Annotated in this window: 24 protein-coding genes and 2 pseudogenes; 9 read left to right on the forward strand and 17 right to left on the reverse strand. The window is 53.6% G+C overall.

Annotated elements, in window-relative coordinates; all coding sequences use genetic code 11:
- Positions 1 to 58: 58 nt before the first annotated feature.
- Positions 59 to 1,228, reverse strand: coding sequence for a dual-specificity RNA methyltransferase RlmN (gene rlmN / locus HA50_RS14580; RefSeq protein ID WP_084876310.1), 1,170 nt, complete (start codon positions 1,226 to 1,228; stop codon positions 59 to 61).
- 169 nt (positions 1,229 to 1,397) lie between these two features.
- Positions 1,398 to 1,829, reverse strand: a complete 432-nt coding sequence (gene ndk / locus HA50_RS14585; protein WP_007884899.1) for a nucleoside-diphosphate kinase — start codon at positions 1,827 to 1,829, stop codon at positions 1,398 to 1,400.
- A gap of 267 nt (positions 1,830 to 2,096) precedes the next feature.
- Here ndk and sseA point away from each other — a divergent pair, with 267 nt between their 5' ends.
- A complete protein-coding gene (gene sseA / locus HA50_RS14590; protein WP_084876311.1) occupies positions 2,097 to 2,939 on the forward strand; it encodes a 3-mercaptopyruvate sulfurtransferase in 843 nt (280 codons plus the stop codon).
- A gap of 87 nt (positions 2,940 to 3,026) precedes the next feature.
- Here the strand turns inward: sseA and sseB are convergent, their stop codons facing one another.
- The 5 genes from sseB to trmJ all read right to left on the reverse strand — a co-directional run bounded on the left by sseB (position 3,027) and on the right by trmJ (position 7,881).
- Positions 3,027 to 3,794, reverse strand: coding sequence for an enhanced serine sensitivity protein SseB (gene sseB, locus HA50_RS14595; RefSeq protein WP_084876312.1), 768 nt, complete (start codon positions 3,792 to 3,794; stop codon positions 3,027 to 3,029).
- 94 nt (positions 3,795 to 3,888) lie between these two features.
- Positions 3,889 to 5,175 carry an aminopeptidase PepB gene (pepB, locus tag HA50_RS14600; protein WP_084876313.1) on the reverse strand — a complete coding sequence of 429 codons (1,287 nt, stop codon included), beginning with the start codon at positions 5,173 to 5,175 and terminating at the stop codon, positions 3,889 to 3,891.
- A 69-nt stretch (positions 5,176 to 5,244) separates the two neighbouring features.
- Positions 5,245 to 6,417, reverse strand: coding sequence for an IscS subfamily cysteine desulfurase (locus HA50_RS14605; protein ID WP_084876314.1), 1,173 nt, complete (start codon positions 6,415 to 6,417; stop codon positions 5,245 to 5,247).
- An 89-nt stretch (positions 6,418 to 6,506) separates the two neighbouring features.
- A complete protein-coding gene (gene iscR / locus HA50_RS14610; protein WP_084876315.1) occupies positions 6,507 to 7,004 on the reverse strand; it encodes a Fe-S cluster assembly transcriptional regulator IscR in 498 nt (165 codons plus the stop codon).
- 133 nt (positions 7,005 to 7,137) lie between these two features.
- Positions 7,138 to 7,881 carry a tRNA (cytosine(32)/uridine(32)-2'-O)-methyltransferase TrmJ gene (gene trmJ / locus HA50_RS14615; RefSeq protein WP_084876316.1) on the reverse strand — a complete coding sequence of 248 codons (744 nt, stop codon included), beginning with the start codon at positions 7,879 to 7,881 and terminating at the stop codon, positions 7,138 to 7,140.
- A gap of 119 nt (positions 7,882 to 8,000) precedes the next feature.
- Here trmJ and suhB point away from each other — a divergent pair, with 119 nt between their 5' ends.
- From suhB to HA50_RS14645, 7 genes and pseudogenes are all read left to right on the forward strand, one after another.
- Positions 8,001 to 8,804: an inositol-1-monophosphatase gene (gene suhB / locus HA50_RS14620; RefSeq protein WP_084876317.1), complete on the forward strand. Its 804-nt coding sequence runs from the start codon at positions 8,001 to 8,003 to the stop codon at positions 8,802 to 8,804.
- Between the two features lie 317 nt (positions 8,805 to 9,121).
- Positions 9,122 to 13,210, forward strand: a complete 4,089-nt coding sequence (locus HA50_RS14625) for an RHS repeat-associated core domain-containing protein (RefSeq protein ID WP_084876318.1) — start codon at positions 9,122 to 9,124, stop codon at positions 13,208 to 13,210.
- Positions 13,211 to 13,534 carry a hypothetical protein gene (locus HA50_RS14630; protein WP_084876319.1) on the forward strand — a complete coding sequence of 108 codons (324 nt, stop codon included), beginning with the start codon at positions 13,211 to 13,213 and terminating at the stop codon, positions 13,532 to 13,534.
- Positions 13,535 to 13,591: 57 nt separating this feature from the next.
- Positions 13,592 to 14,371: pseudogene (locus tag HA50_RS14635) on the forward strand (RHS repeat-associated core domain-containing protein); the annotation flags it as partial.
- A 10-nt stretch (positions 14,372 to 14,381) separates the two neighbouring features.
- Positions 14,382 to 14,771: a hypothetical protein gene (locus HA50_RS31110; RefSeq protein ID WP_139810934.1), complete on the forward strand. Its 390-nt coding sequence runs from the start codon at positions 14,382 to 14,384 to the stop codon at positions 14,769 to 14,771.
- A gap of 58 nt (positions 14,772 to 14,829) precedes the next feature.
- A pseudogene (locus HA50_RS32275) lies at positions 14,830 to 15,285 on the forward strand (RHS repeat-associated core domain-containing protein); the annotation flags it as partial.
- A gap of 332 nt (positions 15,286 to 15,617) precedes the next feature.
- Positions 15,618 to 15,914 (forward strand): hypothetical protein, encoded by a 297-nt coding sequence (locus tag HA50_RS14645; protein ID WP_244193584.1) that lies wholly within the window; start codon positions 15,618 to 15,620, stop codon positions 15,912 to 15,914.
- Between the two features lie 45 nt (positions 15,915 to 15,959).
- On the opposite strand, the gene HA50_RS14650 is transcribed toward HA50_RS14645, so the two are convergent.
- Both HA50_RS14650 and HA50_RS14655 read right to left on the reverse strand, forming a co-directional pair.
- Entirely contained in the window at positions 15,960 to 16,940 is a 981-nt protein-coding gene (locus HA50_RS14650) for a nickel/cobalt transporter (RefSeq protein WP_084876321.1), read from the reverse strand.
- Positions 16,931 to 17,557 carry a DUF1007 family protein gene (locus tag HA50_RS14655; protein ID WP_084876322.1) on the reverse strand — a complete coding sequence of 209 codons (627 nt, stop codon included), beginning with the start codon at positions 17,555 to 17,557 and terminating at the stop codon, positions 16,931 to 16,933. The genes HA50_RS14650 and HA50_RS14655 overlap by 10 nt, the downstream gene beginning before the upstream one ends.
- 157 nt (positions 17,558 to 17,714) lie before the next feature.
- On the opposite strand from HA50_RS14655, the gene csiE reads away from it, so the two are divergent.
- Positions 17,715 to 18,983, forward strand: coding sequence for a stationary phase inducible protein CsiE (gene csiE / locus HA50_RS14660; RefSeq protein WP_084876323.1), 1,269 nt, complete (start codon positions 17,715 to 17,717; stop codon positions 18,981 to 18,983).
- On the opposite strand, the gene HA50_RS14665 is transcribed toward csiE, so the two are convergent.
- The 8 genes from HA50_RS14665 to HA50_RS14695 all read right to left on the reverse strand — a co-directional run bounded on the left by HA50_RS14665 (position 18,980) and on the right by HA50_RS14695 (position 25,851).
- Positions 18,980 to 20,116 carry a 3-phenylpropionate MFS transporter gene (locus HA50_RS14665; protein WP_084876324.1) on the reverse strand — a complete coding sequence of 379 codons (1,137 nt, stop codon included), beginning with the start codon at positions 20,114 to 20,116 and terminating at the stop codon, positions 18,980 to 18,982. The genes csiE and HA50_RS14665 overlap by 4 nt on opposite strands.
- Positions 20,117 to 20,431: 315 nt before the next feature.
- The gene (locus tag HA50_RS14670) at positions 20,432 to 21,022 is read right to left on the reverse strand and encodes a hypothetical protein (RefSeq protein WP_084876325.1); all 591 of its coding nucleotides are present in this window, start codon (positions 21,020 to 21,022) and stop codon (positions 20,432 to 20,434) included.
- Between the two features lie 317 nt (positions 21,023 to 21,339).
- Positions 21,340 to 21,717 (reverse strand): helix-turn-helix domain-containing protein, encoded by a 378-nt coding sequence (locus tag HA50_RS31715; protein WP_244193585.1) that lies wholly within the window; start codon positions 21,715 to 21,717, stop codon positions 21,340 to 21,342.
- Entirely contained in the window at positions 21,656 to 21,976 is a 321-nt protein-coding gene (locus HA50_RS31720) for an autoinducer binding domain-containing protein (RefSeq protein WP_244193586.1), read from the reverse strand. The genes HA50_RS31715 and HA50_RS31720 overlap by 62 nt, the downstream gene beginning before the upstream one ends.
- A 345-nt stretch (positions 21,977 to 22,321) precedes the next feature.
- Complete coding sequence (locus HA50_RS14680; RefSeq protein ID WP_084876326.1) at positions 22,322 to 23,086, reverse strand: SDR family NAD(P)-dependent oxidoreductase; 765 nt, start codon at positions 23,084 to 23,086, stop codon at positions 22,322 to 22,324.
- Positions 23,086 to 24,138 (reverse strand): ketopantoate reductase family protein, encoded by a 1,053-nt coding sequence (locus HA50_RS14685; RefSeq protein ID WP_084876327.1) that lies wholly within the window; start codon positions 24,136 to 24,138, stop codon positions 23,086 to 23,088. The genes HA50_RS14680 and HA50_RS14685 overlap by 1 nt, the downstream gene beginning before the upstream one ends.
- A gap of 35 nt (positions 24,139 to 24,173) precedes the next feature.
- Positions 24,174 to 24,869: a creatininase family protein gene (locus HA50_RS14690; RefSeq protein ID WP_084876328.1), complete on the reverse strand. Its 696-nt coding sequence runs from the start codon at positions 24,867 to 24,869 to the stop codon at positions 24,174 to 24,176.
- The gene (locus HA50_RS14695; RefSeq protein ID WP_084876329.1) at positions 24,856 to 25,851 is read right to left on the reverse strand and encodes a GntR family transcriptional regulator; all 996 of its coding nucleotides are present in this window, start codon (positions 25,849 to 25,851) and stop codon (positions 24,856 to 24,858) included. Before HA50_RS14695 ends, HA50_RS14690 begins: the two co-directional genes overlap by 14 nt.
- Positions 25,852 to 26,084 lie beyond the last annotated feature (233 nt).

Here is a 26,084-nt window from a genome sequence, read left to right on the forward strand (position 1 = left end):
TTCAGGCGGGAGAGACTGACATGAGTTGCGCCCGGTGAACATCACCAGGCGCTGACTTTCAGAGCGCCTTCACAGAGATGGCTTCACCGGCCATCTTTTTGCGCATCGTACGCTTGGTACGGTCGATCACATCACCGGCCAGCTGACCACAGGCTGCATCGATATCATCACCACGGGTTTTACGCACGATGGTGGTGAAACCGTATTCCATCAATACCTTAGAGAAGCGATCGACACGGCTGTTGGAGCTACGGCCATAAGGCGCGCCCGGGAAGGGGTTCCACGGAATCAGGTTGATTTTGCACGGCGTATCTTTCAGCAGCTCGGCCAGTTGATGGGCATCATCCGTGCTGTCATTAACATGATCCAGCATCACGTACTCAATCGTGACGCGTCCCTGGTTGGCATTGGATTTCTCCAGGTAACGTTTCACCGCACCGAGGAAGGTTTCGATGTTGTATTTCTTGTTAATCGGCACGATATCGTCACGCAGCGTGTCGTTTGGCGCATGCAGCGAGATAGCCAGCGCGACGTCAATCATATCGCCCAGCTTATCGAGGGCCGGAACCACGCCTGAGGTCGACAGCGTGACGCGACGCTTAGACAAGCCAAAGCCGAAGTCATCCAGCATGATTTCCATGGCCGGAACCACGTTGTTGAGGTTAAGCAACGGTTCACCCATGCCCATCATCACCACGTTGGTGATCGGACGCTGACCCGTCACTTTGGCCGCACCGATAATTTTCGCCGCGCGCCACACCTGGCCAATGATTTCCGAAACGCGCAGGTTACGGTTAAAACCCTGCTGCGCCGTCGAACAGAATTTGCATTCCAGCGCACATCCTACCTGCGAAGAGACGCACAGTGTGGCGCGGTCATCTTCCGGGATATACACAGTTTCGACCAATTGGTCGCCGACGCGAATCGCCCATTTGATGGTGCCATCACTGGAACGTTTCTCTTCCGCCACTTCCGGTGCGCGAATCTCAGTGAGCTGCATCAACTTGCCACGCAACACTTTGTTGATGTCTGTCATCTGCTCGAAATCATCGCAGCAGTAGTGATACATCCACTTCATCACCTGATCGGCGCGGAAGGGCTTTTCACCCAGCGAAACAAAGAATTCGCGCATCTGCTGACGGTTAAGATCCAGCAGGTTAATTTTTTCGTTTTTCGGGGAAACAACCACGGGGGAAGCGGACGACGGCGTCACAATCTGTTCGGACATAATGTTCTCTGGCCTCGTTGTTACACGTTATGGCTCTGGTTAAGAATAGGAAAAAAACTACGCCCTTGCTGAGTGAGCTCAACAAGGGCGCATAATTGTACTACATCTGTGGCATGATGCCAGGGGGAACGGTTTACGCCAGGTTAAAAGGTGTAAACCTTTCGTCACCTTAGCGAGTGCGCGGGCAGACTTCGTTCTCAGCGAAGAAGTAAGCGATTTCACGGGCAGCTGATTCTGCAGAATCAGAACCGTGGGTCGCGTTCTCGGTGAAGCTATCAGCGTAGTCAGCACGCAGAGTACCAGCCAGCGCGTTGTCCGGGTTGGTTGCACCCATCAGATCACGGTGACGCTGAACGGCGTTTTCGCCTTCCAGAACAGAAACCACAACCGGACCAGAAGTCATGAATTCAACCAGACCATCAAAGAACGGACGGCCTTTGTGCTCAGCGTAGAAGCCTTCAGCCTGCTCTTTGGTCAGGTGCAGCATTTTTGCGCCAACGATTTTGAAGCCCGCGCTTTCAAAACGGTTGTAGATAGCACCAATCACGTTCTTAGCGACGGCGTTTGGTTTAACGATTGAGAAAGTACGTTCGATTGCCATGTTGACCTCTGTTTTTACGGCATAGCCATTCTGAAGAAACCGGGAACCTGCCCGGTAAGAAAACGGGGCGATTATAGGGACATCGCCGGGCGTTGCCTATTGCCGATCGTAGGAATTATTGAAAATAATTGATTTCTGTCGGGGCAGACCGTTTAAAAATGTGCCATATCCTGATGACCATCTTCAACTTTCGCCTTATCAGCCCTTGAGATAGCCTGCACATTCCCGGACACTGAGGGCTTTCCTGATTGATGAGAAGAGGTTGCTATGACAGCTCCCCTGTTTGTATCCGCTGACTGGTTAAATGAACATTACACCGAGGAAACCCTCCAGGTGCTGGATGCCCGTATGCTGCCACCTGGCCAGGAAGCCGTGCGTGATATTCAGGCCGAGTATCTGGCAGGCCATCTGCCTGATGCCCCCTTCTTTAATATTGAAGCCCTTTCCGATCACACCAGCCCCTACCCGCATATGATGCCGCGTGCCGAAGCCTTTGCCGTCGCGATGCGCGAGTTGGGTGTCAGCCAGGATAAGCACCTGGTGGTGTACGACGAAGGTAACCTGTTCTCCGCACCCCGGGCATGGTGGATGCTGCGTGCCTTTGGCTGCCTTAATGTGTCGATTCTGGCGGGAGGCTTGGCGGGCTGGAAAGCGGCGGGCTTTACCATTGCCAATGGTCCGGCTTCGCTGGCGGAAGGGGAATTTGAAGCGAAGTACGACGCCAGCCAGGTGAAACGTCTGACCGATGTACTGCTGGTAAGCCATGAAGGGGGAGCGCAGATTGTCGATGCCCGTGCGGCCAATCGCTTTAACGCTGAAGTGGATGAACCCCGCCCCGGCCTGCTTCGTGGGCATATCCCCAACAGCCTCAACGTGCCGTGGAATAATCTGGTGGCTAACGGCGCACTCAAGCCTGCGGCTGAACTGCGCAGCGAGTTTGATAAAGCGGGCGTGAAACTGGATCAACCGGTGATTGCCAGCTGCGGTTCGGGGGTGACGGCGGTGGTGGTGATTCTGGCGCTGACGTCGCTCGGCGTGCGGAATGTCGCCTTGTATGACGGCTCCTGGGGCGAATGGGGCAGCCGCGACGATTTACCGATCGAAAAATAATAATCATCGTCGTGTTTTATCCGGGTCGGCATCAATGCCGACCCGACAATCGTAGGGTGCACATTTGTGTGCACCTGCTGCGCTTACTCAGATAATCCGCTGGCTGCCTTTGAAATCGCGCAGGAAACTGCCCCAGCGACGTTCATAAAAAGGCGTGATATGGGCGGTAAAGAAATGGCTCACGCCATGCTCGCCGCTCACCACTTCACAGAGATCAATCGGTGCGTCATCCGTCAGTGTATCGGTCGCCACGCTGCCTGCCGCCTGAATAATCTGCTCAATATCGCTATCCGCTTCAATGCCAATCAGCAGATTCGGCGCGTCGCCCGCCTGTTCACGAATGCTGGCAATATACGCGCGGCGTACCTGTTTATATTTAGCGAACAACTGCGTCAGCGAGTCGATCATCTGAGCGGGTGGTTCAGCCACTTCAGATAGCAGCAAAGCATGGCCGCCTTCCAGCACCGTTTGCTGACTAAGCGCACTGCCCTCTTCACCCAGCAGATGGGCAATCTCACCGGCTGAAAACTCTTTCCCTACCGGCAACTTCGGGTTGAGAAACAGGGTTTCGCCCAGCGTCATTTCGAACAACGTCCGCGCTGGCAAGCGCAGGTAAGCCTGTTCATCCTTGATCGCTTCACTCATCGCCTGTTCAGACGTGAAAAACGGAATGACGCTACCGCCCTCTTCCTTTTCCCAGTGCTGCAAATCAATCGGTGTGGTGGCATCGAACTGCTGCGCGCTGCTTTCACCCGGCACCCAGACATCAGCTTCCAGCAACAGCTGAAAAAATTCCGGACGGTGCGCAGGCTCAGTGGCCGCCAGCTTCAGCACCTCTTCAAGACGGTTACTCATGGTTTTTTTCCAAAAATACGTGTCTCACTGCTTCGATTTATCGCGCGTCATGTTCAAACCCGCGCGATAAATCGCGCCGCTACGTAACTGAACGTTATTTCAGCAACAGATTCGCGATGGTACGCACACCGAGGCCGGTTGCGCCAGCTGACCACTGTTCCACCGCGCTTTTGCGATAGGTCGCTGAGCAGTCGATATGCAGCCAGCCCTGCTGATATTTGCTGACGAAATGCGACAGGAACGCCGCGGCACTGCTGGCACCGGCGGAATGTGCCGGGCTGGCGATATTGTTCAGATCGGCAAAGTTTGACGGCAGATGGCTGCGATGGAATTCCGCCAGCGGCAGACGCCAGAACGCTTCGTTTTCACCGGCGGCACTGCCCAGCAGCGACTGAGCCAGCACGTCATCAAAAGTGAACAGCGCATGGTAATCATTGCCGAGCGCGGTTTTCGCCGCACCGGTCAGTGTCGCTGCATCAATCAGCAACTCAGGATTTTGTGCGCTGGCGTCGATCAGGCCATCTGCCAGTACCAGACGTCCTTCCGCATCGGTGTTCATCACTTCAACGGTTTTGCCATTGCGGTAATGAATGATGTCGCCCAGACGGAAGGCATTGCCGCTGACCATGTTGTCGGCGCAGCACAGATACAACTTCACGCGTTTGTTCAGACCACGGGAAATGGCCAGCGCCAGTGCACCCGTAACGGTAGCGGCACCGCCCATGTCGGACTTCATCGAGTCCATAAAGCTGCTCTGCTTCAGGCTGTAACCACCGGTATCAAAGGTGATGCCTTTACCCACCAGGCAGGCATACACCGGGGTATTTTCATCACCGCCGGGATTGTAATCCAGTGCCAGCAGCACCGGAGGGCGGGTTGAACCACGACCCACGGTATGGATACCCAGGTAGCCCTGCTCGCGCAGATCTTCACCTTTGGTAATGCGGTAGCTTACGGCATTGCCACCCACATCAGAGATCAGGTCAATGGCGCCGTGTGCCAGCTGTTCCGGGCTGAGGTCTTCTGCCGGTAAGTTGATGGTGTTGCGCACCCAGTCAACAATCTTCAGGCGGCGATCAAATTCGCTCTGCTCATGCTCGCCCAGTGCTGGCCATTCCACCTGACGCGTGCCTTTCGGACCACGGTAGCCCTGCCAGAATGCCCAGCATTTTTCCAGGTCCCAGCCTTCGCCGCTTAAGGCGACATGGCGAATGCCCTGGCCATCGAGTTTGCGCGCCGCGCGCTGAATGCTCAGCAGCACATCGGTGCCGGTGAGGTGAAGGGTCATGCCACTGTCATTGCTGCTCAGCAACGCTTTTTCACCCCAGCGCGCATCGGCGGCCTGGGAGCTGAGCGTAATTGTCATCGGTTGTGTTGTCATCGCGTGGCTCCGTATGCGTGAGTTATCACCTTCCGCCAGACCAGCGGAATGATGCTGTTTAACAGATAGTTAGCGGGTATTGGCCGCAGGCATCAACGCCCGCAGACGGGTTACCGCTTTGTTGACCAGCTCGATGGCGTAATCAATTTCCTCTTCGGTGGTAAAGCGTCCGAGCGAAAAACGCAGCGAGCTGTGTGCCAGCTCCTGCTCAACGCCCATGGCGCGCAGCACATAAGAGGGTTCGAGGCTGGCCGAGGTACAGGCAGAACCGGACGAAAGCGCCAGATCTTTCAGCGCCATAATCAGCGATTCACCTTCAACGTGGGCAAAACTGATATTGAGGATATTGGGTGCGCCCTGCTGCAGGGAACCGTTCAGCGTCACATCGCTGAGTGCGCTGATGCCCTGCCACAAACGCTGGCGTAACGTCGCCAGGCGTGCAACTTCCGTGCTCATCTCTTCCCGCGCGATACGATAGGCCTCGCCCATGCCGACAATCTGATGTACCGGCAAGGTACCAGATCGCATGCCGCGCTCGTGACCACCGCCATGCATCTGCGCATCAATCAGCAGACGCGGTTTACGGCGTACCCAAAGCGCGCCGATGCCTTTCGGACCGTAAATTTTGTGCGCGGAGAAAGACATCAAATCCACCGGCAGCGTGCTGACATCAATCGGCAGTTTGCCGACGCTTTGCGTCGCATCAACGTGAAACAGAATGTCGTGCTCACGGCACAAGGCACCGAGTGCAGCGATATCCTGAATTACACCGGTTTCATTGTTAACATGCATCAGCGAGACCAGAACGGTGTCAGCACGCAACGCCGCAGCCAGCATCTCAGGCGTGACGATGCCATCGTGACCGGGTTGCAGATAGGTGACCTCAAAGCCTTCGCGCTCCAACTGATGACAGCTATCGAGCACCGCTTTATGTTCGGTCTGACTGGTGATGATATGTTTGCCGCGTGCCTGATGCGACAGAGCGGCACCTTTGATCGCAAGGTTGTCAGCTTCAGTGGCACCGGAGGTAAAAACGATTTCACGCGGATCGGCATTAACCAGCTCGGCAACCTGGTTGCGAGCAACATCGACAGCTTCTTCAGCCTGCCAGCCAAAACGGTGAGAACGGGAAGCGGGGTTACCGAACGTGCCATCCAGGGTGAGGAACTGCATCATTCTGGTGGCAACACGCGGATCCGCTGGCGTGGTGGCCGCGTAATCCAGGTAGATCGGTAATTTCATTGCGCTAAAGCTCCGTATAAAAAATCATACGACTTTATAGCATGATTCAGCCTTCCCTGCGTTAGCAGGAAAGGCCGAAGGAGGCAGGATCAGGCACGCAGATTAACGTTGATGGTTTCCTGCACGCGGTGATTCTGGAAGCGACGATTGTCGATCGCATTCTGACGATCGGCCACATCAAGAATTTCCTGATTGTTAACCAATTCCGCCAGCGTGATGTTGTTGAGGAATTCGCTGATGCGTTCACTCAGGTCACGCCACAGCACGTGAGTCAGGCAACGTTCACCGCCCTGGCAACCTTCTTTACCCTGGCATTTAGTGGCATCAACGGATTCGTCAACCGCAGTGATCACCGCGCCAACGGCAATCGCGCCAGCATCTTTACCTAACAGATAACCGCCGCCCGGACCACGCACGCTGGCAACCAGACCATGTTTACGCAGACGCGAGAATAACTGTTCCAGATAGGACAACGAAATGCCCTGACGCTCAGAAATATCAGCCAGCGGCACCGGCCCCTCGTGCGAGTGCAGGGCAACGTCCAGCATAGCGGTAACGGCATAACGTCCTTTGGATGTCAGTCTCATAGCATACAACCTCGTAAGCGTCCGTCGGTTATCGGCGGGTATCTGATGAATGGCCGCTAGTCTGACATTCCCGAGTAAATTGGTCAACTATTTAACCGAGTAATTTGCTCAACTATTTAACTGAGCAATTTACTCAACTATTACCCTCACTACCTTTACGTTTTTCGAACGACGCCAGCATGCCGCGCAGAATATTCAGTTCATCACGCTCCGGGCGTGCACGGGTATAAAGACGACGCAGCTTGCTCATCACCTGGCCGGGATTGCCTTCACGGATAAAGCCGCTGTTCAGCATCATCTGTTCCATGTGCTGGTAGAAGCGTTCCAGATCATCCACCAGTGGATAAGGGGATTCTTCAAACTGCGGCTTCGGTGTGGCCTTCTCCTGCTCTTCCAGCCAGGCCATGCGCACTTCATAGGCAATGATCTGCACCGCCATCGCCAAATTCAGCGAGCTGTATTCCGGGTTAGCCTGAATCGCCACGTGATAATGACACTTTTGCAGTTCTTCGTTGGTCAGCCCAACGCGCTCACGCCCAAACACCAGCGCAACCGGTGCCTGCTGGCCCTCTTCGACGCTTTTGATGCCGCATTCACGCGAATCCAGCATTGGCCACGGCAGCGAACGTGAACGTGCGCTGGTGCCAACCACCAAGCTACAACCTGCGATGGCTTCATCCAGCGTATCGACAATTTGCGCATTGCCAATCACGTCGCTGGCACCCGCAGCCAGTGAGATCGCCTGAGAATCAGGCTTCACCAGCGGGTTGACCAGGTAAAGGTTACTCAGGCCCATGGTTTTCATGGCACGGGCCACCGAGCCCATGTTGCCGGTGTGGGAGGTTTCAACCAGTACAATTCGGATATTTTGCAGCATAATAGGAGCAGGTAAGAAAATGATGGCGCGATCCTAACATAAAAGCAGGACATTTACCGAATGCACTGCTATACTCCGCGCCGTTTTCCCTGTTCTTTAACATCCAGCGAGAGATACCGATGCATCCGATGCTCAACATCGCCGTGCGCGCTGCGCGCAAGGCCGGAAATTTAATTGCAAAAAATTATGAAACCCCGGACGCTGTCGAAGCCAGCCAGAAAGGCAGCAACGATTTCGTCACCAATGTTGACCGCGACGCAGAACGTCTGATTGTCGAAGTGATTCGCAAGTCATACCCGCAACACACCATCATCACCGAAGAAAGCGGTGAACTGGCGGGCGACGATCAGGACATTCAATGGGTAATCGATCCTCTGGATGGCACCACCAACTTTATCAAACGCCTCCCCCACTTCTCAGTTTCTATCGCTGTGCGCATCAAAGGCCGCACCGAAGTTGCTGTGGTTTACGATCCAATGCGCAACGAACTGTTCACCGCCGTACGTGGTCAGGGCGCGCAGCTGAACGGTTACCGCCTGCGCGGCAGCACCGCTCGCGATCTGGATGGCACCATTCTGGCGACGGGTTTCCCGTTCAAACTGAAACAGCATGCCCAAACCTACATCAATCTGGTGGGTAAACTGTTCACCCAGTGCGCTGACTTCCGTCGTACCGGTTCTGCCGCACTGGACCTGGCTTACGTAGCCGCAGGCCGTGTTGATGGCTACTTCGAAATTGGCCTGAAGCCGTGGGATTTCGCTGCCGGTGAACTGCTGGTACGTGAAGCGGGCGGTCTGGTGACTGACTTCACTGGCGGCCATGGCTATCTGATGTCCGGTAACATCGTGGCCGGTAACCCGCGCGTCGTGAAAGCACTGCTTTCCAACATGCGTGAAGAACTGAGCGAAGCCCTCAAGCGCTAACTATCAAAAGGCGGATGATCTGCAAATGGTCCGCCAGTCCTGCAAAACTCCGTAATCTCTCCGGGATTACGGAGTTTTTTTATGTCCATTAGCCAGTCAGCTGACCTTTAGTTCAGTTTAAATTGTATTCAATGCCGCCTGCATATGAGAGACTCCCTTATGTTTTAAGCATAGTGAAAGCGCTTAATTTCTTTACGATAAAGAGTGCTGCTGTTCACCATGACTTCGATGGATGTACTGAGCGATACGGACACGTCGCGTTTTGCCTCCCTGCTCAGGAGCTTCCGTTTTCACGCTTAACGATAAGGAATGTTGTTATGTTTGAAGCTGCACGCGTCGGGGACGACATCGGGCATTCTCATGCCCTTGCGGGCATGATTGGCGGCACGCTGATTGGCGGATTGATTGCGGCGGTCGGGGGGATTGCCTCGGGCGCACTGATGATTGCCGGGCTGGGCGCAGCCTGTCTCGGCGTGGGTGTTCTGCTGATCGGTGCCAGCGTGGCGGTCGGCTGGATCACGGGGGAACTGGCGACGGCAGCCCGCGATGGCATTGCCGAAGCCGGTGCCGCCAGCATGTCGAAAGAAGGCACCATCACCACCGGCTCCGCCGATGTTTTTATCAATGGTCAGCCTGCGGCGGTCGCCACTTACAGCGAAGTGGACTGTTCTGACGACGGTTCGGAGCAGATGGCGGAAGGATCGTCCAGCGTCTTTATCAACGGCATGCCTGCCGCCCGCCTCGGGGACCATACCACCTGCGATGCAAAGGTGATGACCGGCTCCGCCAACGTGTTTATCGGTGGTGCTGCACAGCAGACCCTGCCAATCGAACCTGAAGTCCCTGCATGGTTATATAAATTCTCAGATCTGACGCTGCTGTTTGCCGGATTCGCCGGCGGCTGGGGCGGCGTGGCCGGGAAGACCGGCGCGCTGAGCAAATTACTGAGCAGGCTGCCGGGCATCAACAAACTGGCGCGTATTGCCTGCCGGGCCGGGGTGCTGATGACCGGCGCGGCGGCGGCAGGGATTATTGCCCGCCCGGTGGATATCGTCAGCGGCCAGAAGTTTCTCAGCGGCGATGACGAGCTGGACTTTGTGCTGCCTTCCCGCCTGCCGGTGCGCTGGCAGCGCTACTGGCGCAGCGGTAATCCCGGCGACAGCGTACTGGGCCGGGGCTGGAATCTGTTCTGGGAAACCCGGCTGCAGCGTTATCAGGATGGCCTGGTATGGCGTGCCCCCTCCGGCGACTTCATTTCTTTTCCCCGGGTACCCCGGGGCCATCGCACCTGGTGTGCCGATGAAAAACAGTGGCTGGAACATCACCAGGATGACAGCTGGTCAGTTTATGACATCAGCGGCGAGCGCTGGCACTTCCCGCCACTGACCGATGATGCCCCTTCCCTGCCGCTGCGCCTGAGTGATCGCGGTGGCAATGACATCCTGTTCACCTGGAACGCCGATCGCACCCTGCACGCCTTAACGGACAGCGCCGGGCAAACCGTGGTCTGTCGTTATGACGCGGGCCGCCTGACGGGCGCCTGGCTGGATGACGACGTGTGCCTGGTCAGTTACGCTTACGATGATCAGCACCAGCTTGTTTGCGTAACCGGCCGGGGCGGTAGCGTGCGCCGTCGTTTTCAGTGGCGTGACGGGCTGATGATCGCCCATGAGGATGCCAGCGGCCTGCTGAGTGAATATCGCTGGCAGGAAATTGACGACCTGCCGCGGGTGGTCGCCTTCCGCCACAACGGCGGCGAACAGCTCGCATTCAGCTACGATTTCGCCGCAGGCACGCGGCGGGCGCTGCGTGACGATGGCGCGCAGGCGCACTGGCTGATTGACGACGACGATAACGTTGCCCGTTTCACCGATTTTGATGGCCGCCAGACCACCCTGATCTATGCCGACGGTGAGCTGTGCGATGTCATCCTGCCGGGCGGCGCGATGCGTCGCAGCCGCTGGGATAAATACGGCCGCATGACTGCAGAGACCGATCCGGCCGGACGTCATACGGAATATCACTGGCATCGCCAGACCGACCTTATCACCCGCATCCGCCATCCCGACCAGACCAGCACGCAGAGCATTTACGATGCGGCCGGACGCCTGCTGTCGGAAACCGACGCCTCCGGCCACGCCACGGTTTATCACTACCCGGACGGGGAAGAAACGCTGCCAGAAAGCGTGACCGATGCGGCTGGCGGCGTGGTGCGGCTGACGTGGAACCGTCAGGGGCTGCTGACGCAGCGCACCGACTGCTCCGGCAGCGTCACCCGCTTCAGCTATGACCGTTTCGGCCAGCTTATCCGCAGCGAAGACGCGGAAGGCAACGTGACGCAGCGCGAGTGGAACAGCGCCGGGCAGCTGTGCACCCTGATTCATCCCGACGGCAGCCGTGAAACGCTGATATGGAACCCGCGCGGTCAGCTGAGTGCCTGGCGCGACACGCTGGACAGTGAAATCCGCTGGGCTTACAACGTCGCGGGTCTGCCCGTCAGCCAGACCGATCGGCTCGGACGCACGCGGCGCTGGCATTATGATCCGCGCGGCAACCTGCTGCGGCTGGAGAACGGCAACGGGGGCGAATACCGTTTTGACTATGACGCCGCCGGTCGTCCGTTACGCGAAGTGCGCCCGGATGAAACCGAACGGCTGTGGCAGTGGGACGAGCGCGGCCTGCTCAGCGCGATGCGGGAAGACGGCATGCCCGGCCCGGATGGCGGACTGCCGCGTCGTATTCAGCAGTTTCACTATGACGACAGCGGCCTGCTGACCGGACGCAGCCACCGCCATGCCGGATATCGTTACCGGCATGACCGTGCCGGTCAGCTGGTCAGCGTGACGCGCACGCCCACAGCAGAAGGCAGTGAGCTGGGTATCGAAGCGGATGAAATCCTGTTCCGGCGCGATGCGTCAGGCCGTCTGCTGAGTGAATCAGGCCGCAGCGGCACGCTGGATTATCAGTGGGATGAGCTGAACAACCTCACCGGCCTGACGCTGCCGGACGGGCAGCAGCTGAGCTGGCTGCATTACGGCTCCGGCCACGTCAGCGCCATACGTTTTAACCGGCAGCAGGTGAGTGAATTTACCCGTGACCGGCTGCACCGGGAAACCCGGCGCAGCCAGGGGGCACGCTGGCAGAACCGGGAGTACGACAGCCTCGGCCGCCGCACCCGGCAGCAGAGCGCGGTGACAGACGGGGGGGCGCTGCCGGAAAAAGATATCCTGTCGCGCGCCTTCCGCTACTGCGCGCGGGGTGAGCTGGCGGGTATTCACGACACGCTGCGCGGCCAGGTGGACTACGGCTATGACGCCGAAGGCCGCCTGCTGAAGCATTACGAAGCCCGGCAGGGCCACGCCAGCCGCTGGTTCCGCTACGATGCTGCCGACAACCTGGTGGATGAGGAGCAGGCTTCCGTCGCGGTGAGGGATAACCGTCTGCGGCAGTGGCAGCAGCTGTTGATGAAATACGACGCGTGGGGCAACCTCATCCGTCGCCGCAGCGGCCAGTATGAGCAGCATTTTACTTACGACGCGGAAAACCGGCTGATAACCGCCAGCGGCAGCGGCCCGCAGGGTCAGTTTACCGCGCATTATCATTACGATGCGCTGGGCAGACGTACGCGCAAGGTGGTGAACAGCGGACAGGCTGAGCAGGAAACCGGCTTTCTGTGGCAGGGCTATCGCCTGTTACAGGAGCAGCAGGCGAACGGCAGCCGCCAGACCTATGTTTATGATCCGGCAGAAACCTGGAGCCCGCTGGCGCGTATCGACCATCAGCAGGATGCCGTGCAGGGAGAGATATTCTGGTTCAGCACGGACCTGAACGGTGCGCCGCTGGAAGTGACAGATGCCGGGGGCGCGGTGCGCTGGAGCGGGCAGTACGGCAGCTTTGGCGAGGTCAGCAGGCAGACGGAAGGCTTCTACCGCCTGTCCGGGCTGACGTCGCTGCATCATCAGCCGCTGCGCTACGCCGGACAATACGCCGACCGGGAAACCGGACTGCACTATAATCTGTTCCGGTATTATGACCCGCAGGTGGGACGGTTTACGGTCCAGGACCCGATAGGGCTGGCGGGGGGCTGGAATCTTTATCAGTATGCGCCGAATCCACTGGGGTGGGTGGATCCTTTCGGATTGAGTTTTATAGATATAATAGGGGATGCAGCACAAAAAACAGGAAAAAAATATCAGGGGGCTGAGATTTACAGGATTTCCGCCAAAGTTAAAGTTGAAGATATTACCTTTAAAAATGGAGATTATTTCTATATGGATAATCTACATAAAGATCATTATGAGACATTTTCTTCACTGGATAAGTCTAAGGGCGTTTTTAATCTAGATGGATCTTATAATGAGAAGAAATCTGCTAAAGCAACCAAGAGAAAAGGCCCGGGGTGTTAGATGAATAGTGCTCTTAAAGAAGAAATACTCAAAAATAGGGACGATCTTATTGAGGGGACTTTTTGTTACTCATTATTTGAGGACTCATTGTTCGAAAGTTCTTTATTAGAAGAATTAATTGAAAATTGCATGCTATTTAAAAAAGAAAATGGGTGTGATAACGAATTAAAAGATTTTTTATCCTGGATGATTAATTGTATTAATCAATGCTTTTCATCACACAAAGATGAAAGTGACCTTTACATTATCAGAAACTACTCGCCAGAACTGGAAAGGCAATGGATAAATGTATGGAAACCAAAAATTAGTGAGATGAATAATTAGTTATTTTTTAGACGTGAGGTACATCCGGTCGGTGTTGTAATTTAAGGAAGCCATCATCGCCAGACCTATGTTTATGACCCGGCAGAAACCTGGAGCCCGCTGGCGCGTATCGACCATCAGCAGGATGCCGTGCAGGGAGAGATATTCTGGTTCAGCACGGACCTGAACGGTGCGCCGCTGGAAGTGACAGATGCCGGGGGCGCGGTGCGCTGGAGCGGGCAGTACGGCAGCTTTGGCGAGGTCAGCAGGCAGACGGAAGGCTTCTACCGCCTGTCCGGGCTGACGTCGCTGCATCATCAGCCGCTGCGCTACGCCGGACAATACGCCGACCGGGAAACCGGACTGCATTATAATCTGTTCCGGTATTATGACCCGCAGGTGGGACGGTTTACGGTCCAGGACCCGATAGGGCTGGCGGGGGGCTGGAATCTTTATCAGTATGCGCCGAATCCTCTGGGGTGGGTGGATCCCTGGGGCCTTAATGCATGCGGTCCAAATAAGAAGACTACATTTGAAGGTGTAAGCCGCCGTGATGCATTCAGACAGGCTAAGCGTGATGCTGGAATACCGAATAGCCAACATCCTGTAGATATATCTAAACCTGAATTGTTAGATGGGAATGGAAAAGTCATCATGGGAGAAAATGGCCAGATTGTTAAAACAAGACAGTATGAATTTAACAATAATAATGGTGATCGCGTATTTATACAGGAGCATAGCTTGGGCCATTTCAAAGCAACTAAGGGGCATGGTTTAGAGCCACACTTCAACATTAGGCCATCTGATAACTTGAAAACCGGGGACTTCCCGGGTACACATGGCCATTATAATTTCTGAGTGAGGACTTATGAATATTTTAGATTTAGTTGAAAGCAATCCCTTTTTAAAATCCCTATACCCTAATGGAATTACAGGTGACCTATTAATTGGTGATGTTACTTTTGGTTCTGGTGGTCATATAGGGTTGACAATACACACTAAGGAAAAACCATGCGTTGAAACAAAAAAATGGGGTGTGTGGGGAAAGGATTACAACGTTGTCAGCATAAAGCTTAATGCATGTAACCCAGGTGATGTGGTTGTTTCTAATTGGTATTGTGCTGATTTTATGCCTGCGTCTATAGAAAAGGGTGAGGAATCGTTGTTTGTCTTTTCTCAGGAATCAGGAAGTTTTTCGTTTAAGTTAAATGTTGAATTCTTTAGTTTTCAGGGGTGTTCCGCTTATCTTATTGGTTAGTATAAATACCACCTATTGAGGTTACATTTCATACTGCTATTGATTCATGCTTTGAAGACGTTTAAACGCCAGGCAGCAGGCGAACGGCAGCCGCCAGACCTATGTTTATGACCCGGCAGAAACCTGGAGCCCGCTGGCGCGAATCGACCATCAGCAGGATGCCGCGCAGGGAGAGATATTCTGGTTCAGCACGGACCTGAACGGTGCGCCGCTGGAGGTGACGGATGCAGAGGGCGCGGTGCGCTGGAGCGGGCAGTACGGCAGCTTTGGCGAGGTCAGCAGGCAGACGGAAGGCTTTTACCGCCTGTCCGGGCTGACGTCGCTGCATCATCAGCCGCTGCGCTACGCCGGACAGTACGCCGACCGGGAAACCGGACTGCACTATAATCTGTTCCGGTATTATGACCCGCAGGTGGGACGGTTTACGGTCCAGGACCCGATAGGGCTGGCGGGGGGCTGGAATCTTTATCAGTATGCGCCGAATCCGTTCAGCTGGATCGATCCGCTGGGGTTGCAAAGGAAATGTTCACAAGAAGATGAGCCTAATTGGACTCCTCATGGGTATAAGCATGTAGCACCAAAAAACTCGACCTGGAGAGATGTTATTAAGTCGACAAAATCCGGCCCCGCAAAATACAAACCAGGTACTGATATTGAATCACTTGAACGTTCTGTCTATAAAAATGGACAGTCCGTGACTAATGGAAAATCATGGAAAGTTAAAGAAATGGATGAGGTTATTGGTGCTAGTGAAGGTAAGGAAAGTCGATGGCTAAGGGTTGAGAAAAGCGGAGGAACAATCCATGGTCATCCTATTTCATTGAATGAGTTTTCGAGGTTAATTAAGTGATTAATATTGATTTATCTTCTAAGGATGGCAAAGTTACGTTTGATGACTTTCATATTGATGAAAGGAAATCCTTAGATAACTATATTGATGATTTAAAAGAAGATATGCTTCAGGTTGAATTCCCAGGTGGTTTTATTTTGGATGTGGGGTGGAGACCATCGTTTGATATTAATGGGAAGTTTTTTGTGTCATTGATAAAAAATTATGATTGGGAATGTCCCGCCTACAATAGTTCAGCAAAAAATATTGAAATGCTAAAGGTAAAAATATCCGAAGCAATAGAGTTGTTATAAAACAAGCCGGAAGCGATCTTAACGATCCTTCCGGCTTTTTTCGTCCTAAAATGGCCGCAGGCCACTGCTCATCATCGGCTGTGCGCTTTGCCACAGCACCGCACCCGCCATCAGCAAAATCACACTGCCAAACAATGCCAGCATTGGCATCAGGACTTTCGCCTGTCGCCCTGCCGGGCTGGCGCTGCCCAGTTTTTCCGCCAGTTTACGCGAACGCTGCACCAGTAAACCCATCGCCGACACCGTCACTGCGGTGCCCATCGCCATGGCGATAGCCGATGCCACACCCCAGACATAAACGTTAATCACTTTGGCAAACAACAGCATCATAATGGCACCGGAACAGGGTCGTAACCCCATCGAGAACACCACCAGCGCCTGCGTTTTACCGCTCACCGCCTGCTCCATCTGCGCGGGAGAAGGCAGATGTGCGTGGCCGCAACCACAATGTTCATCATGCTGATGATGTGGCCGGATGGCATGAATCTGCATACGGGGCGCAGGCTTTAATGCTGCCCACAGCGCCCGTAGCGCCCGCCAGCCAACCCACATGCCCAGCGCTATCACCAGCAGGTAACTGCCCTTCTCCAGCCAGTAGCTACCGAGATGCAGCTGACGCGAGGATGTCTGGAGCACCACCAGCATCACCGTCACCAGCCCGATCGCCACGCCCCCCTGCAACAGCGCCGCCAGTAACGTCAGCTTCATGCTGGTTTTTAAGCGTGCCGGATGAGTGGCGAGGAAGGTGCTGATCACCACCTTGCCGTGTCCCGGCCCCAACGCATGCAGCACACCGTAAGCCAGGCTGAATAACATCAGGGTAAAACCGGCCTGATGCGGCTGTTCAGCCACCTGCTGTAGCAGTTGCGTCATTTCGCGGTTCAGCACTTTTTGCCAGATAACACTTTGCAGCAAAATCTGCGGCCAGAATTGCCACAGCAATCCCCCTGCCAGCAGCAAAACCAGCGCCAGCAGCCACAATGGCCATAAATGACGTGAGCGGGAAGGCAGTGAAATCAATGACATGTCAGCGTCACCGTCTGTGCGAACTGCTGCCCGAGATCCATATCCTCGGGGGGAGCATCGGCTTTATCGAGCGACAGCGCATATTGTTTCAGCGAGTCGTCAGGTTTTGGCGTATGCAGATCCAGCTGGCAGCGCGATTTCAGCGCATCCGGCATGGTCAGCGCCTGGGCGTTGTCGTAGTACATGTCAACGAAATAGCTTGGGTCAAAGGTGAGGATACGATACTGGCTCGCGCTCAGGGATTGTGGCTCCCCCAACGGCAGAATGAACTCCAGCACCGCTTTATTACCGTTGCGCGACAGCTGGTATTCCTTCGGCAAATTGAGGAATTTCACCCGCTTTTTCCCCTGCCACACTTCGGTGAAATAGTGCTGACCCAGCACGTTAGCCATCACCTGCGCTGCAAGTTTTTTCCACACCACGCTACCCGGCTCGGCTTTACCGGCATCGTATAGCAGATCGGCGGAGGTGATTTCGTCCATCGTCCAGACCATTTTGAATCCGGTCAGATGATCATTTTCGGTGATCAGCTCAGTTTTCATATCAATAAAGCTATGCGGATGTGACCAGGCTACGCCACTAAACAGCAGCATCAGGGTAAAAAGCGCGATTTTCATAACGTTATAAAGTAACAATTAAAAGGTGCAGATTCCAGTGGTCCAGAAAAACTGTGACCCGCTTTAAAGCTCTGAATAAAAGTCACGACAAAGTGCAGGGTTACCGCGCGGAGTTGACTATTCTTAGCTCAAAAATGACCTGCTGGAATGACCATTGATGAGTTCTGCGTCCTCTTCTGCACCACTCTTCAGCCGTTCCCAACGTCGTTGCCATCTGCTACTGCTGCTATTTCTGCCCGCTCCCGCGCTGACGCTTGAAAAGCTCTGCCAGTTAAATGGCGTGGACCCTGTTGTCGCCCGACAGGATATCGCGGATGTCAGTGACGAGATACAGCGTTATCATCAACTGGAGCTACACCAGATGGTTGATGGCAGCTTTCGCGTACATGGAACGGAACTGGACAGGCGCTTATGCCTGCTTCATTGGCTGCGACGCGCATTGCGCCTGTCGCAGGATTTTGTTTGTGAACACTTTGCCCCGGTGCTGCGTCAGCGCCTGAAAGTGCTGAAGATTGAAAAAGCGTTGTGGGATGAGACCAACTTGCAGGCGCTGATTCAGCATTGCAGCCTGCGGCTTAATCGCAACTTCAGTCAGCGCGATCGGCTGTTTCTGCAAATCTTTATGAAGTATGCCCTGTGCCAGCGCCAGAATGCGTTGTTTAACCCGGCGCAGCGCGCCTGGCTGGCGGAGAAAGCGGAGCGGGAAGCTGCGGACGATGTGATCCACCACTGGCAAAAACGTTGCCATCTGGTGCCGGATGCCAGCGAGGCCGATTTCTGGACATTGCTGTTTAGCCTGATCCACGCACCGGACGGCAACCAGTTGCAGCACCCGCAGGCGCAAATCCTGATGCAGGCAATTGAAGCGCTGATCAGCCGTTTTGAACAACTGGCACAGACACGTATCAATCATCCGGAAGAGTTAAAACAACAGCTTTTTACCCATCTGGCGCAGGCGCTGGACCGCAGCCATTTTGCCATCGGTATTGATAACAGCGTGGCGCTGGATGTCGCACGGCTCTATCCACGCCTGCTGCGTACCACGGAACAGGCGCTGGATGACTTCGCGCAGCAATTTGCTACCCGCTTCAGCGCCGAAGAGGTGAGCCTGGTGGCGGTATTGTTCGGTGCCTGGCTGATGCAGGAGAACGCATTACAGGAGAAGCAGGTCCTGATGCTGACTGGCGAAGATGCCAGCCTGGAACAATTGCTGGAGCAGCACATTCGCGAACTGACGCTGCTGCCAATCAACATCACTTATCAGGACATGCAGCAGTTTCAGCAGCACGGCGCACCGCGTGATATCGCGCTGGTGATCTCTCCGTACGCGACCTCGTTACCGTTGTTTTCACCAACCTTAATTCATGCGGAGCTGCCGCTGAGCGAGTACCAGCAGCGCCGCATCCGTCAGTTGCTGGAGTCTTAAGCCGCGCGTGGACGCAAAAACAGCGCCGGCAGTGCCACCAGCGCCATCACCCAGAACAGATGTCCCTGCAGGTGAGTAAACAGCACGCCACAAATCATGGTCATCACCGCGATACCGCCGCCCATCGCCAGCGCCGAGTAAAGCGATTGCAGGCGGATGACTTCGGCACCTTTACGTGCAGCGATAAAGCGCATCGCCGCCAGATGACAGATGGTAAAACTGCCGCAATGCAGAATCTGCGCCACGATCAACAGTGGCAGTGCGGTGCTGGAACCGAGTAGCGTCCAGCGCACCAGCGCGCAAACGCAGGAGAGCAGCAGCAGGTCGCGCGCGGTCCAGCGGCGGAACAGGCGATTGCTGAGCGCGAACACCACAATTTCGGCCACCACCCCCAGTGACCACAGATAGCCGACGATGGCGGCGGAATAGCCTGCCTCCTGCCACCAGATGGCGCTGAAGCTGTAATAAGCCGCGTGCGCTCCCTGCATCAGGGTGACGCACAACATAAAACGCCAGACGGCATTTTCCCGCAGCAAATCACGCCAGGCAGACCAGCCACCACCCGCGCCATGGCGGGCATCGCCCTGTGGACGGGTGTGCGGTGGCAGCATCATACCGGCCAGCATCGACAGCACGCCGACAGATAACAGCAACAGAATCGCCTGCGATGAGAAGGCGCTGACCAGCATCCCCGTCAGTGCGGAGCTGATGACAAACGCCAGTGAACCCCATAAGCGTACCGGGCCATAGGCCAGGCCAATTTGTTGCGTCCAGGTGGCGGCCAGCGCATCGCTTAACGGCACCAGCGGAGAAAAGAACAGGTTAAAACCGATCATCACCAGCAGCAGCCACAGCCACTGGCCACCGAGCCAGAAGCCCAGCGCAAACAGGCAGGTCATCAGCGCCAGCAGGCGCAGTGCACGAATCAAATGGGAAGGTGTTTTCACCTGCGAGGCAATGAGCAAACTGCCGACAAAACGCGCCACCATGCCGCAACCGATCATCAGACCGATTTTCTCAGCATCCAGTCCGATGCCTTTGAGCCACACGCTCCAGAATGGCAGATAGATGCCGTAACAGAAAAAATAGGTGAAGTAGCTGAGTCCCAGCCACTTTGCCGATCCGAGGGTCATATTGGCTCCGCAGGGTAATCGATACCGATCTAATAATTTTGTGCGGTACTTTGTCAGAGCGAATAGAAAAAGGGAATAAAAAAATGAGTGTTTAGTGTGAACACCAAACTGTGCCACATTACCTGCGACATTTATCTGTTGCTAAATGTCGCAGAGGTAATTAAACAAGGCAATAGAAATAATGTGTTGATTAAGATGAAAAAATACAGTTCTAATTAAAAGAACAAGACATTGTCTGATTGGTAAAATGGGAGGTACTCATATTCATTTTTTCCATATATTACTAAAAAAAGACTATGCCACTTTGCGGGAAATTTATTGAGGTTCACGCCACACGGGAAAAAGTTCAGGAAAACCCTCAATACTCAATTGAAAACCAGCATCACGATAGTGCCATCGCCGGAGAAGTGTTCGAGTACTAAATTTTGTACATTCAGCATAGCAGGGAAATTTCTCTCTATCGGCAATAACATGCAGTGAATTGAAGAGATCGTTCACTACACTGCTGCCACGTGAAGCGCGTTGTACGGCAAGAAGAAGAATATAGTAGTGGTAAGGCTTGCGGGGATGAAAATGCTCAAGACCGCGTGTATATGCTGCAACTTTTTCATAGTGTGAGCCACTCACTTCTCGTATTTTATTTTCCATAACAGCATAATCTTCATCATTAATTTCCATAGCACCGGGCCGAAGATAAACCAACGCCCCCTGATTGTTTTCGGCGAGCAACGTCCCACCATATTTACTGGCAAGATCAATATAAATTCGGAAGTAATTGCGCAGAAAATCAATACGTCCTTCCGGATCAGAAAACACAACTTTGTGTACGGGATCGTTATTAAATTCCATAGCCAGAAGGTCACATACACCGTCCAGCTCTGAAGTCCTCGCGTGCCTACATTTCATGATAAAATCCTTTTAGTAATCACAGGATAAATATTAATCTAATCAAATAGCTGCATTGATAATAAAAGCTAACAGACGTGATGCGTCCAAAAGTCACAATATTTAGATTGGGATATAGCCAGGGAACAATTTAACGTGCGAATCCAATTGATATGAAAGTACCTCCTGGTACTGAGAGAAGCAACTTGCATTATCATTGATACAACCTCAGTGTTACACCATATTTTATTTTCATATCAATAAATTATACATCCATATCATTAAATATTATTTTAAAAAAATCAGCAAAAATTCAGGTCAATGATAACCACTCGCCATCATTTCAATGATGGAGGGGAAATAATATTGAGTTCATTCCCTAAGCTAATAGCATGTTTTGCATTTTTTACACCCATTTTTTTGACCACCTTTCCCATATGGAATTTAATTGTACTAACGGAAACACCTAAAGCATTGGACACTTCAGCATAAGTCATTCCTTTACTGCACCAATAAAGTACTTCTGCTTCACGAGAAGAGAGTACATTACTATTAACTTCATTCTCTCCCTCATAGACATTGAGCAACATTTTATGGATATAAATCAACACTCCCTGAAGCTCATCATTATATTCCTCAATGAATTCATTGAAGTCAGCATCTAAAAACTTGTCTATAATAAAAAAACAGCATTGCCAGATTATTTTTATGGTCATGAAGAACAAAAGCATGCCCGCGGATAATATTATGAGTTTTTATTTTTTCAAAAACTCTCCTGACTGTCCAAATGGAGTTTATTTTCGCATCTTCATCCCAGGAAAAGGGTGAGAATCCACTTAATGCATTAACAATAAGAGGATCGATGTTCTGAAATTTGTTTTCAAGATAATTATCCACCACCTCATTAGGGAAATCACTAATAATGATCATTTCATCGAGATTTTTCTTGTTCAAAACTGAATATGCATAAGTCACCTTGCCATATTTATCCAGGCGCTTTTCTAAACACTCTTTTATATACTTATTTTTTTCGACATTTGAAAAAAAAACCTTTGCTCATTTTTAAGGCCCTCAATCGTTAATATCCAGGATAATTTCAAATATTAACCTATTAAACATATAGCACTTTTTGTTAAATCATCAAGACAGAACTAAAGACCAGTTACTATACCCAAGATCAGAACATTGTGAGAATGAGGAAATTTTCTGATTAGTTAGAAATTTCTGATAGCAACCCCAGAAACAAGATTATCTGGGGTTAAATCTTTGATAGGGAAATAAACGAGATGAAAAAGCTGTAATAAGGAATAGAAAGGCGGATTATCTGCCGCCATCAACGCTGAGGATTTGACCTGTGACCCAGTTCGCCCAGTCCGAGGCGAAATAAAGCACCGCGTGAGCAATATCGTCTGCCACACCCAGCCTTTTCAGGGCGATATTGTCGATCAACTGCTGCTGACCTGCACTGCCCAGCGCATCCCATTGCTTTTCCGTCGTCGGGTTGCTGCGAATGAAACCCGGCGCAACGTTGTTGACGGTGATGTTCCACGCGCCCAACTCGTGGGCCAGCTGACGCGTCAGACCAATTTGTCCGGCTTTGGCGCTGGCATAAGCCTGAATGCCGGTCAGGCTGACATCCAGTCCGGCGCGGCTGGAAATATTAATGATGCGGCCAAAACGGCGGGCTTTCATGCCGGTTACCGCCGCCTGTGACATCAAAAAGGCCGCATTCAGGTTGACTGCCACAATCGCCTGCCACTGGGCAAAGGTCACCGTTTCCAGCGGCTGCCCCACCTGGCCGACAACACCACCGGCATTGTTAACCAGCGTATCGACATCAATCTGCTGTGCTGCGAGCGAGCTGAACAGCGCGCTAATTGCCTCTGGCGAACTCAGGTCCACCACGCAGGCCAGCGCGTCGTTACCACATAACGCCGCCGTCTCTTCGACCGGCTCTTTCTGGATATCGCAGGCAATCACCCGTGCGCCGCGCGCGGCAAAGGCCAGACAAATAGCCCGACCAAATCCGTGTGCCGCACCGGTCACCAACACCTGGCGTTGCGAAAAATCAAAAGGGTTTTGCATCAGGCGGTTCCCGTTTGGTTAATTTCCAGCAACGCCAGCGTCGCGAGACTTTGCGGCAGCTCGCCGCGCTCAATCCGATGAATCAGCCGTACCAGCTGCGTAGTGAGGGGCATCGGCAGATCAAATCCACGACCAATATCAATAGCCGGGGCAATCTGCGCGTCAATTTCAGTCTGACGTTTCCGCACCGCCAAATCGCGCCAAATACCGGAGTGGGATTTGGCCGAGCGCCGGTTGTGCGCCACCATGTCCTCAAAAGATTGCCGGGTGTGTTCCGGGCTGGCATCGGGTAAAAATGCCGAAGGGTCAAAACCATCAAACCCTTCCAGTACGATATTCTGCGCGTGCGCCACGCTGCCAATTTCTCGCGCCAGCGCCGTCAGCACCGGACGAAAGCGCGGCATCGCCAGCACATCGGCAATGCTGTCGTCGGACAACGCAGTGGCAAACAGCAACGCGCCGTAAATCATTTTCGCCCACAGGAATCCCCAGATATTCGGGGTCAGGATCGCCGCAGCATCAAACTGCTGCAACAGCGCGTAGAGCGTTGCGGTCCGCGGTCGCGTCACGCCGTCCAACTCCCCTATCACCACCGCCCCGCGCCCACCGTGATGAATCACACCGGGTTCAAGGAAGTCTGCACCAAAGTTAAGGAAAGCCCCCACGGTGCGTTCGACGCCAATCACTTCGGCGATAACCCGTTCGTTGAGGCCATTTTGCATCGAGACCACAAAGCCGTCGGAGGCTAAATGTGGCGCAATCTGGCGGATGGCCGCCGCAGTGTGATGTGATTTCACCGCCAGCAGCACGCAGTGAAAACTGCCTTCGAGTTGTTCAGGGAGAAATGCCTGCGCCTGCACCACGTTGTCGCCGAGGGGGCCGGTGATGCGCAAGCCGTGCTGGTTGATGGCCGCCACATGTTCCGCGACGTTATCGACAAAAATCACCGGCTGTCCGGCGTCGATAAATGAAGCGCCTATTGCGCCGCCAATCGCGCCCGCCCCCCAAATAACCAGCGGAGCAGGTGTTTGCGGCTGAGTGACAACTGACATCGGTTTTTCCTCCGGGAAAGTTGCGCCTCAGCACGCTAAAGCGCGTCAATAATCTCGCGAATTTCCGCCAGCGCGGTTTGCCAGATCGCGAGCATTTCCTCATCAGCGCGCTGATAATAGCCACCGTAGTTGCCGTCGCCGAGGTAGGCTTTGGCGCGTGTCGGGTCCATTTTGCGCAGCGTCACCAGATCAACCAGCGGTTTCTGCTGTTCAGGCTGCGTCACCCCTGGCAAGCGCGTCCACGGAAAATTCTCCATCCACGACGCATGCGACGCTATCGGGTCAATGGACATCACTTTTTCCCAGGTTTTCGGCGCATTCCACCAGTTGTGTAATTGCACCGTCACCCCCGGGTTGTTCACCATCCATTCGCTGAAAATGTTTTGTGCCGGTGAGTTACCGCCGTGACCATTGATAAACAAAATGCGCCGAAATCCCTGACGTTTCAGGTTGTTCAGAATGTCATTCAGCAGGCAGATATAGGTTTGCATGCTGAGGCTGATGGTGCCGGGATAATCACTAAACGCGGGTGTCATGCCGAAAGGCATCACGGGAAAGACAGGAATGCCATAAGGCTCTGCGGCCTCGGTTGCCACTCTTTCTGCCAGAATCGAATCTACTGACAGGCTTAACAGCGCATGCTGCTCGGTACTGCCGAGCGGCACAATCACCCTATCGTCAGTGGTCAGATAGTGTGCTAATTGCTGCCAGTTCATTTCACTGATCTTCATTACGGTCCCCGGTGTTGGACGCGTGTAAAATTTCCTGCTGCAGCAACGGGACAACAACCCGCTGGATTTCCCCTGCATCAGGTACGTGCCTGTATTCAAAAGAAGATTGTTTTTCTCCCAGCTGGGCGGTGAGTTCCTGAACGCCGGTGGCATACACCAGGGCGTCGGTCTCTTTTAATAATTCGCCAAGCCGGGGGTCATCGCTGTGAACCACCGTGACCTGAGTGACGTGTGGAGCAAAGCGCGCCACGCCATGCGTCATCAGCGCGGTAAATTCTGGAAAAATCGATACCACCAGCGTACGGGTCAGCGGTTCGAGCGAAGCCAGCGCGCGGCGCGTGGCTTCGGACGGAATAAAGCTGATGTTCAGCAAAGGCTGCCCCGGAAATATCTGGCTGACTTCACGCCGACGATGGGCAAAAGTCAGTAGCAAATCGGCGCTGGTCACGCGCTGGCGCAGTACCTCATCCTGTTTCAGGTCAGTAAGGGTCGTCGCTTCTACCACCGCGATGTCTCCCAGCGTTTCCGCGATGCAATCGGCGTAGTCCCGTGCCGCATCAATAAAATTGCCAATGAAAAAGACGGTTTTCTTCCTGAGCTGACGCTGCTTTTCGCCATAACGGCTGCTGACCAGCGTCCCGAGATCGGCGGCACTCAATCCCATCAACATGCCGCAACTGATAAAGGCATCCAGGTGCTGATGCAACTCATTGACATCATGCTCTGAAGACCCGAGCAACAACGATGCATCAGCGATAAAAGTTCCGGCACCTGGCTTGCTGTACACCAGTTCCGCCGCCCTTAACTCACGATAGACCTGCGCCACGGTCATCGGCGCGACGCCGACTAAATCGGCCATTTCGCGCACCGAAGGCAGCTGCTCGCCGGGCTTTAACGCACCAAAGGTGATGGCGTATTCAATGATGCCGCGTAACTGCGCCCCCAGCGGGATCGAAGATTCTCGGTCGAGGTGGAATTCCATTACCTACCCTGAAAGTGTACTGGTCTGTTAATACAATTATGCTGTTTTTTGCATCAACGCAAGTCGTTAACGCAAAAAATAATCATAAAATAACTTTTTGTTATAACCACATTGAATTTTTTTGCATTTTTTTTGCGCTAATCATTGACAGTTTGTGAGCAATTCTTCAATTATCGTACCAGTTAACTAGAACACAATCATCACCGCCATTTTTTGCAGGTTCCGTCTCCCTT

Source organism: Pantoea cypripedii, from assembly GCF_002095535.1.
GTDB classification, from domain to species: Bacteria; Pseudomonadota; Gammaproteobacteria; order Enterobacterales; family Enterobacteriaceae; genus Pantoea; species Pantoea cypripedii.

What these genes read in the sequence shown, in the direction of transcription:
- iscR (WP_084876315.1), bottom strand. Translation starts at nt 7,004, where the DNA reads ATGAGACTGACATCCAAAGGACGTTATGCCGTTACCGCTATGCTGGAC.
- HA50_RS14655 (WP_084876322.1), bottom strand. Translation starts at nt 17,557, where the DNA reads ATGAAAATCGCGCTTTTTACCCTGATGCTGCTGTTTAGTGGCGTAGCC.
- ndk (WP_007884899.1), bottom strand. Translation starts at nt 1,829, where the DNA reads ATGGCAATCGAACGTACTTTCTCAATCGTTAAACCAAACGCCGTCGCT.
- sseB (WP_084876312.1), bottom strand. Translation starts at nt 3,794, where the DNA reads ATGAGTAACCGTCTTGAAGAGGTGCTGAAGCTGGCGGCCACTGAGCCT.
- HA50_RS31110 (WP_139810934.1), top strand. Translation starts at nt 14,382, where the DNA reads ATGAATATTTTAGATTTAGTTGAAAGCAATCCCTTTTTAAAATCCCTA.
- HA50_RS14695 (WP_084876329.1), bottom strand. Translation starts at nt 25,851, where the DNA reads ATGGAATTCCACCTCGACCGAGAATCTTCGATCCCGCTGGGGGCGCAG.
- suhB (WP_084876317.1), top strand. Translation starts at nt 8,001, where the DNA reads ATGCATCCGATGCTCAACATCGCCGTGCGCGCTGCGCGCAAGGCCGGA.
- csiE (WP_084876323.1), top strand. Translation starts at nt 17,715, where the DNA reads ATGAGTTCTGCGTCCTCTTCTGCACCACTCTTCAGCCGTTCCCAACGT.
- HA50_RS14630 (WP_084876319.1), top strand. Translation starts at nt 13,211, where the DNA reads ATGAATAGTGCTCTTAAAGAAGAAATACTCAAAAATAGGGACGATCTT.
- HA50_RS14665 (WP_084876324.1), bottom strand. Translation starts at nt 20,116, where the DNA reads ATGACCCTCGGATCGGCAAAGTGGCTGGGACTCAGCTACTTCACCTAT.
- HA50_RS14680 (WP_084876326.1), bottom strand. Translation starts at nt 23,086, where the DNA reads ATGCAAAACCCTTTTGATTTTTCGCAACGCCAGGTGTTGGTGACCGGT.
- pepB (WP_084876313.1), bottom strand. Translation starts at nt 5,175, where the DNA reads ATGACAACACAACCGATGACAATTACGCTCAGCTCCCAGGCCGCCGAT.
- HA50_RS14605 (WP_084876314.1), bottom strand. Translation starts at nt 6,417, where the DNA reads ATGAAATTACCGATCTACCTGGATTACGCGGCCACCACGCCAGCGGAT.
- HA50_RS14670 (WP_084876325.1), bottom strand. Translation starts at nt 21,022, where the DNA reads ATGAAATGTAGGCACGCGAGGACTTCAGAGCTGGACGGTGTATGTGAC.
- sseA (WP_084876311.1), top strand. Translation starts at nt 2,097, where the DNA reads ATGACAGCTCCCCTGTTTGTATCCGCTGACTGGTTAAATGAACATTAC.
- HA50_RS31715 (WP_244193585.1), bottom strand. Translation starts at nt 21,717, where the DNA reads ATGACCATAAAAATAATCTGGCAATGCTGTTTTTTTATTATAGACAAG.
- rlmN (WP_084876310.1), bottom strand. Translation starts at nt 1,228, where the DNA reads ATGTCCGAACAGATTGTGACGCCGTCGTCCGCTTCCCCCGTGGTTGTT.
- HA50_RS14685 (WP_084876327.1), bottom strand. Translation starts at nt 24,138, where the DNA reads ATGTCAGTTGTCACTCAGCCGCAAACACCTGCTCCGCTGGTTATTTGG.
- HA50_RS14690 (WP_084876328.1), bottom strand. Translation starts at nt 24,869, where the DNA reads ATGAAGATCAGTGAAATGAACTGGCAGCAATTAGCACACTATCTGACC.
- HA50_RS14625 (WP_084876318.1), top strand. Translation starts at nt 9,122, where the DNA reads ATGTTTGAAGCTGCACGCGTCGGGGACGACATCGGGCATTCTCATGCC.
- trmJ (WP_084876316.1), bottom strand. Translation starts at nt 7,881, where the DNA reads ATGCTGCAAAATATCCGAATTGTACTGGTTGAAACCTCCCACACCGGC.
- HA50_RS14650 (WP_084876321.1), bottom strand. Translation starts at nt 16,940, where the DNA reads ATGTCATTGATTTCACTGCCTTCCCGCTCACGTCATTTATGGCCATTG.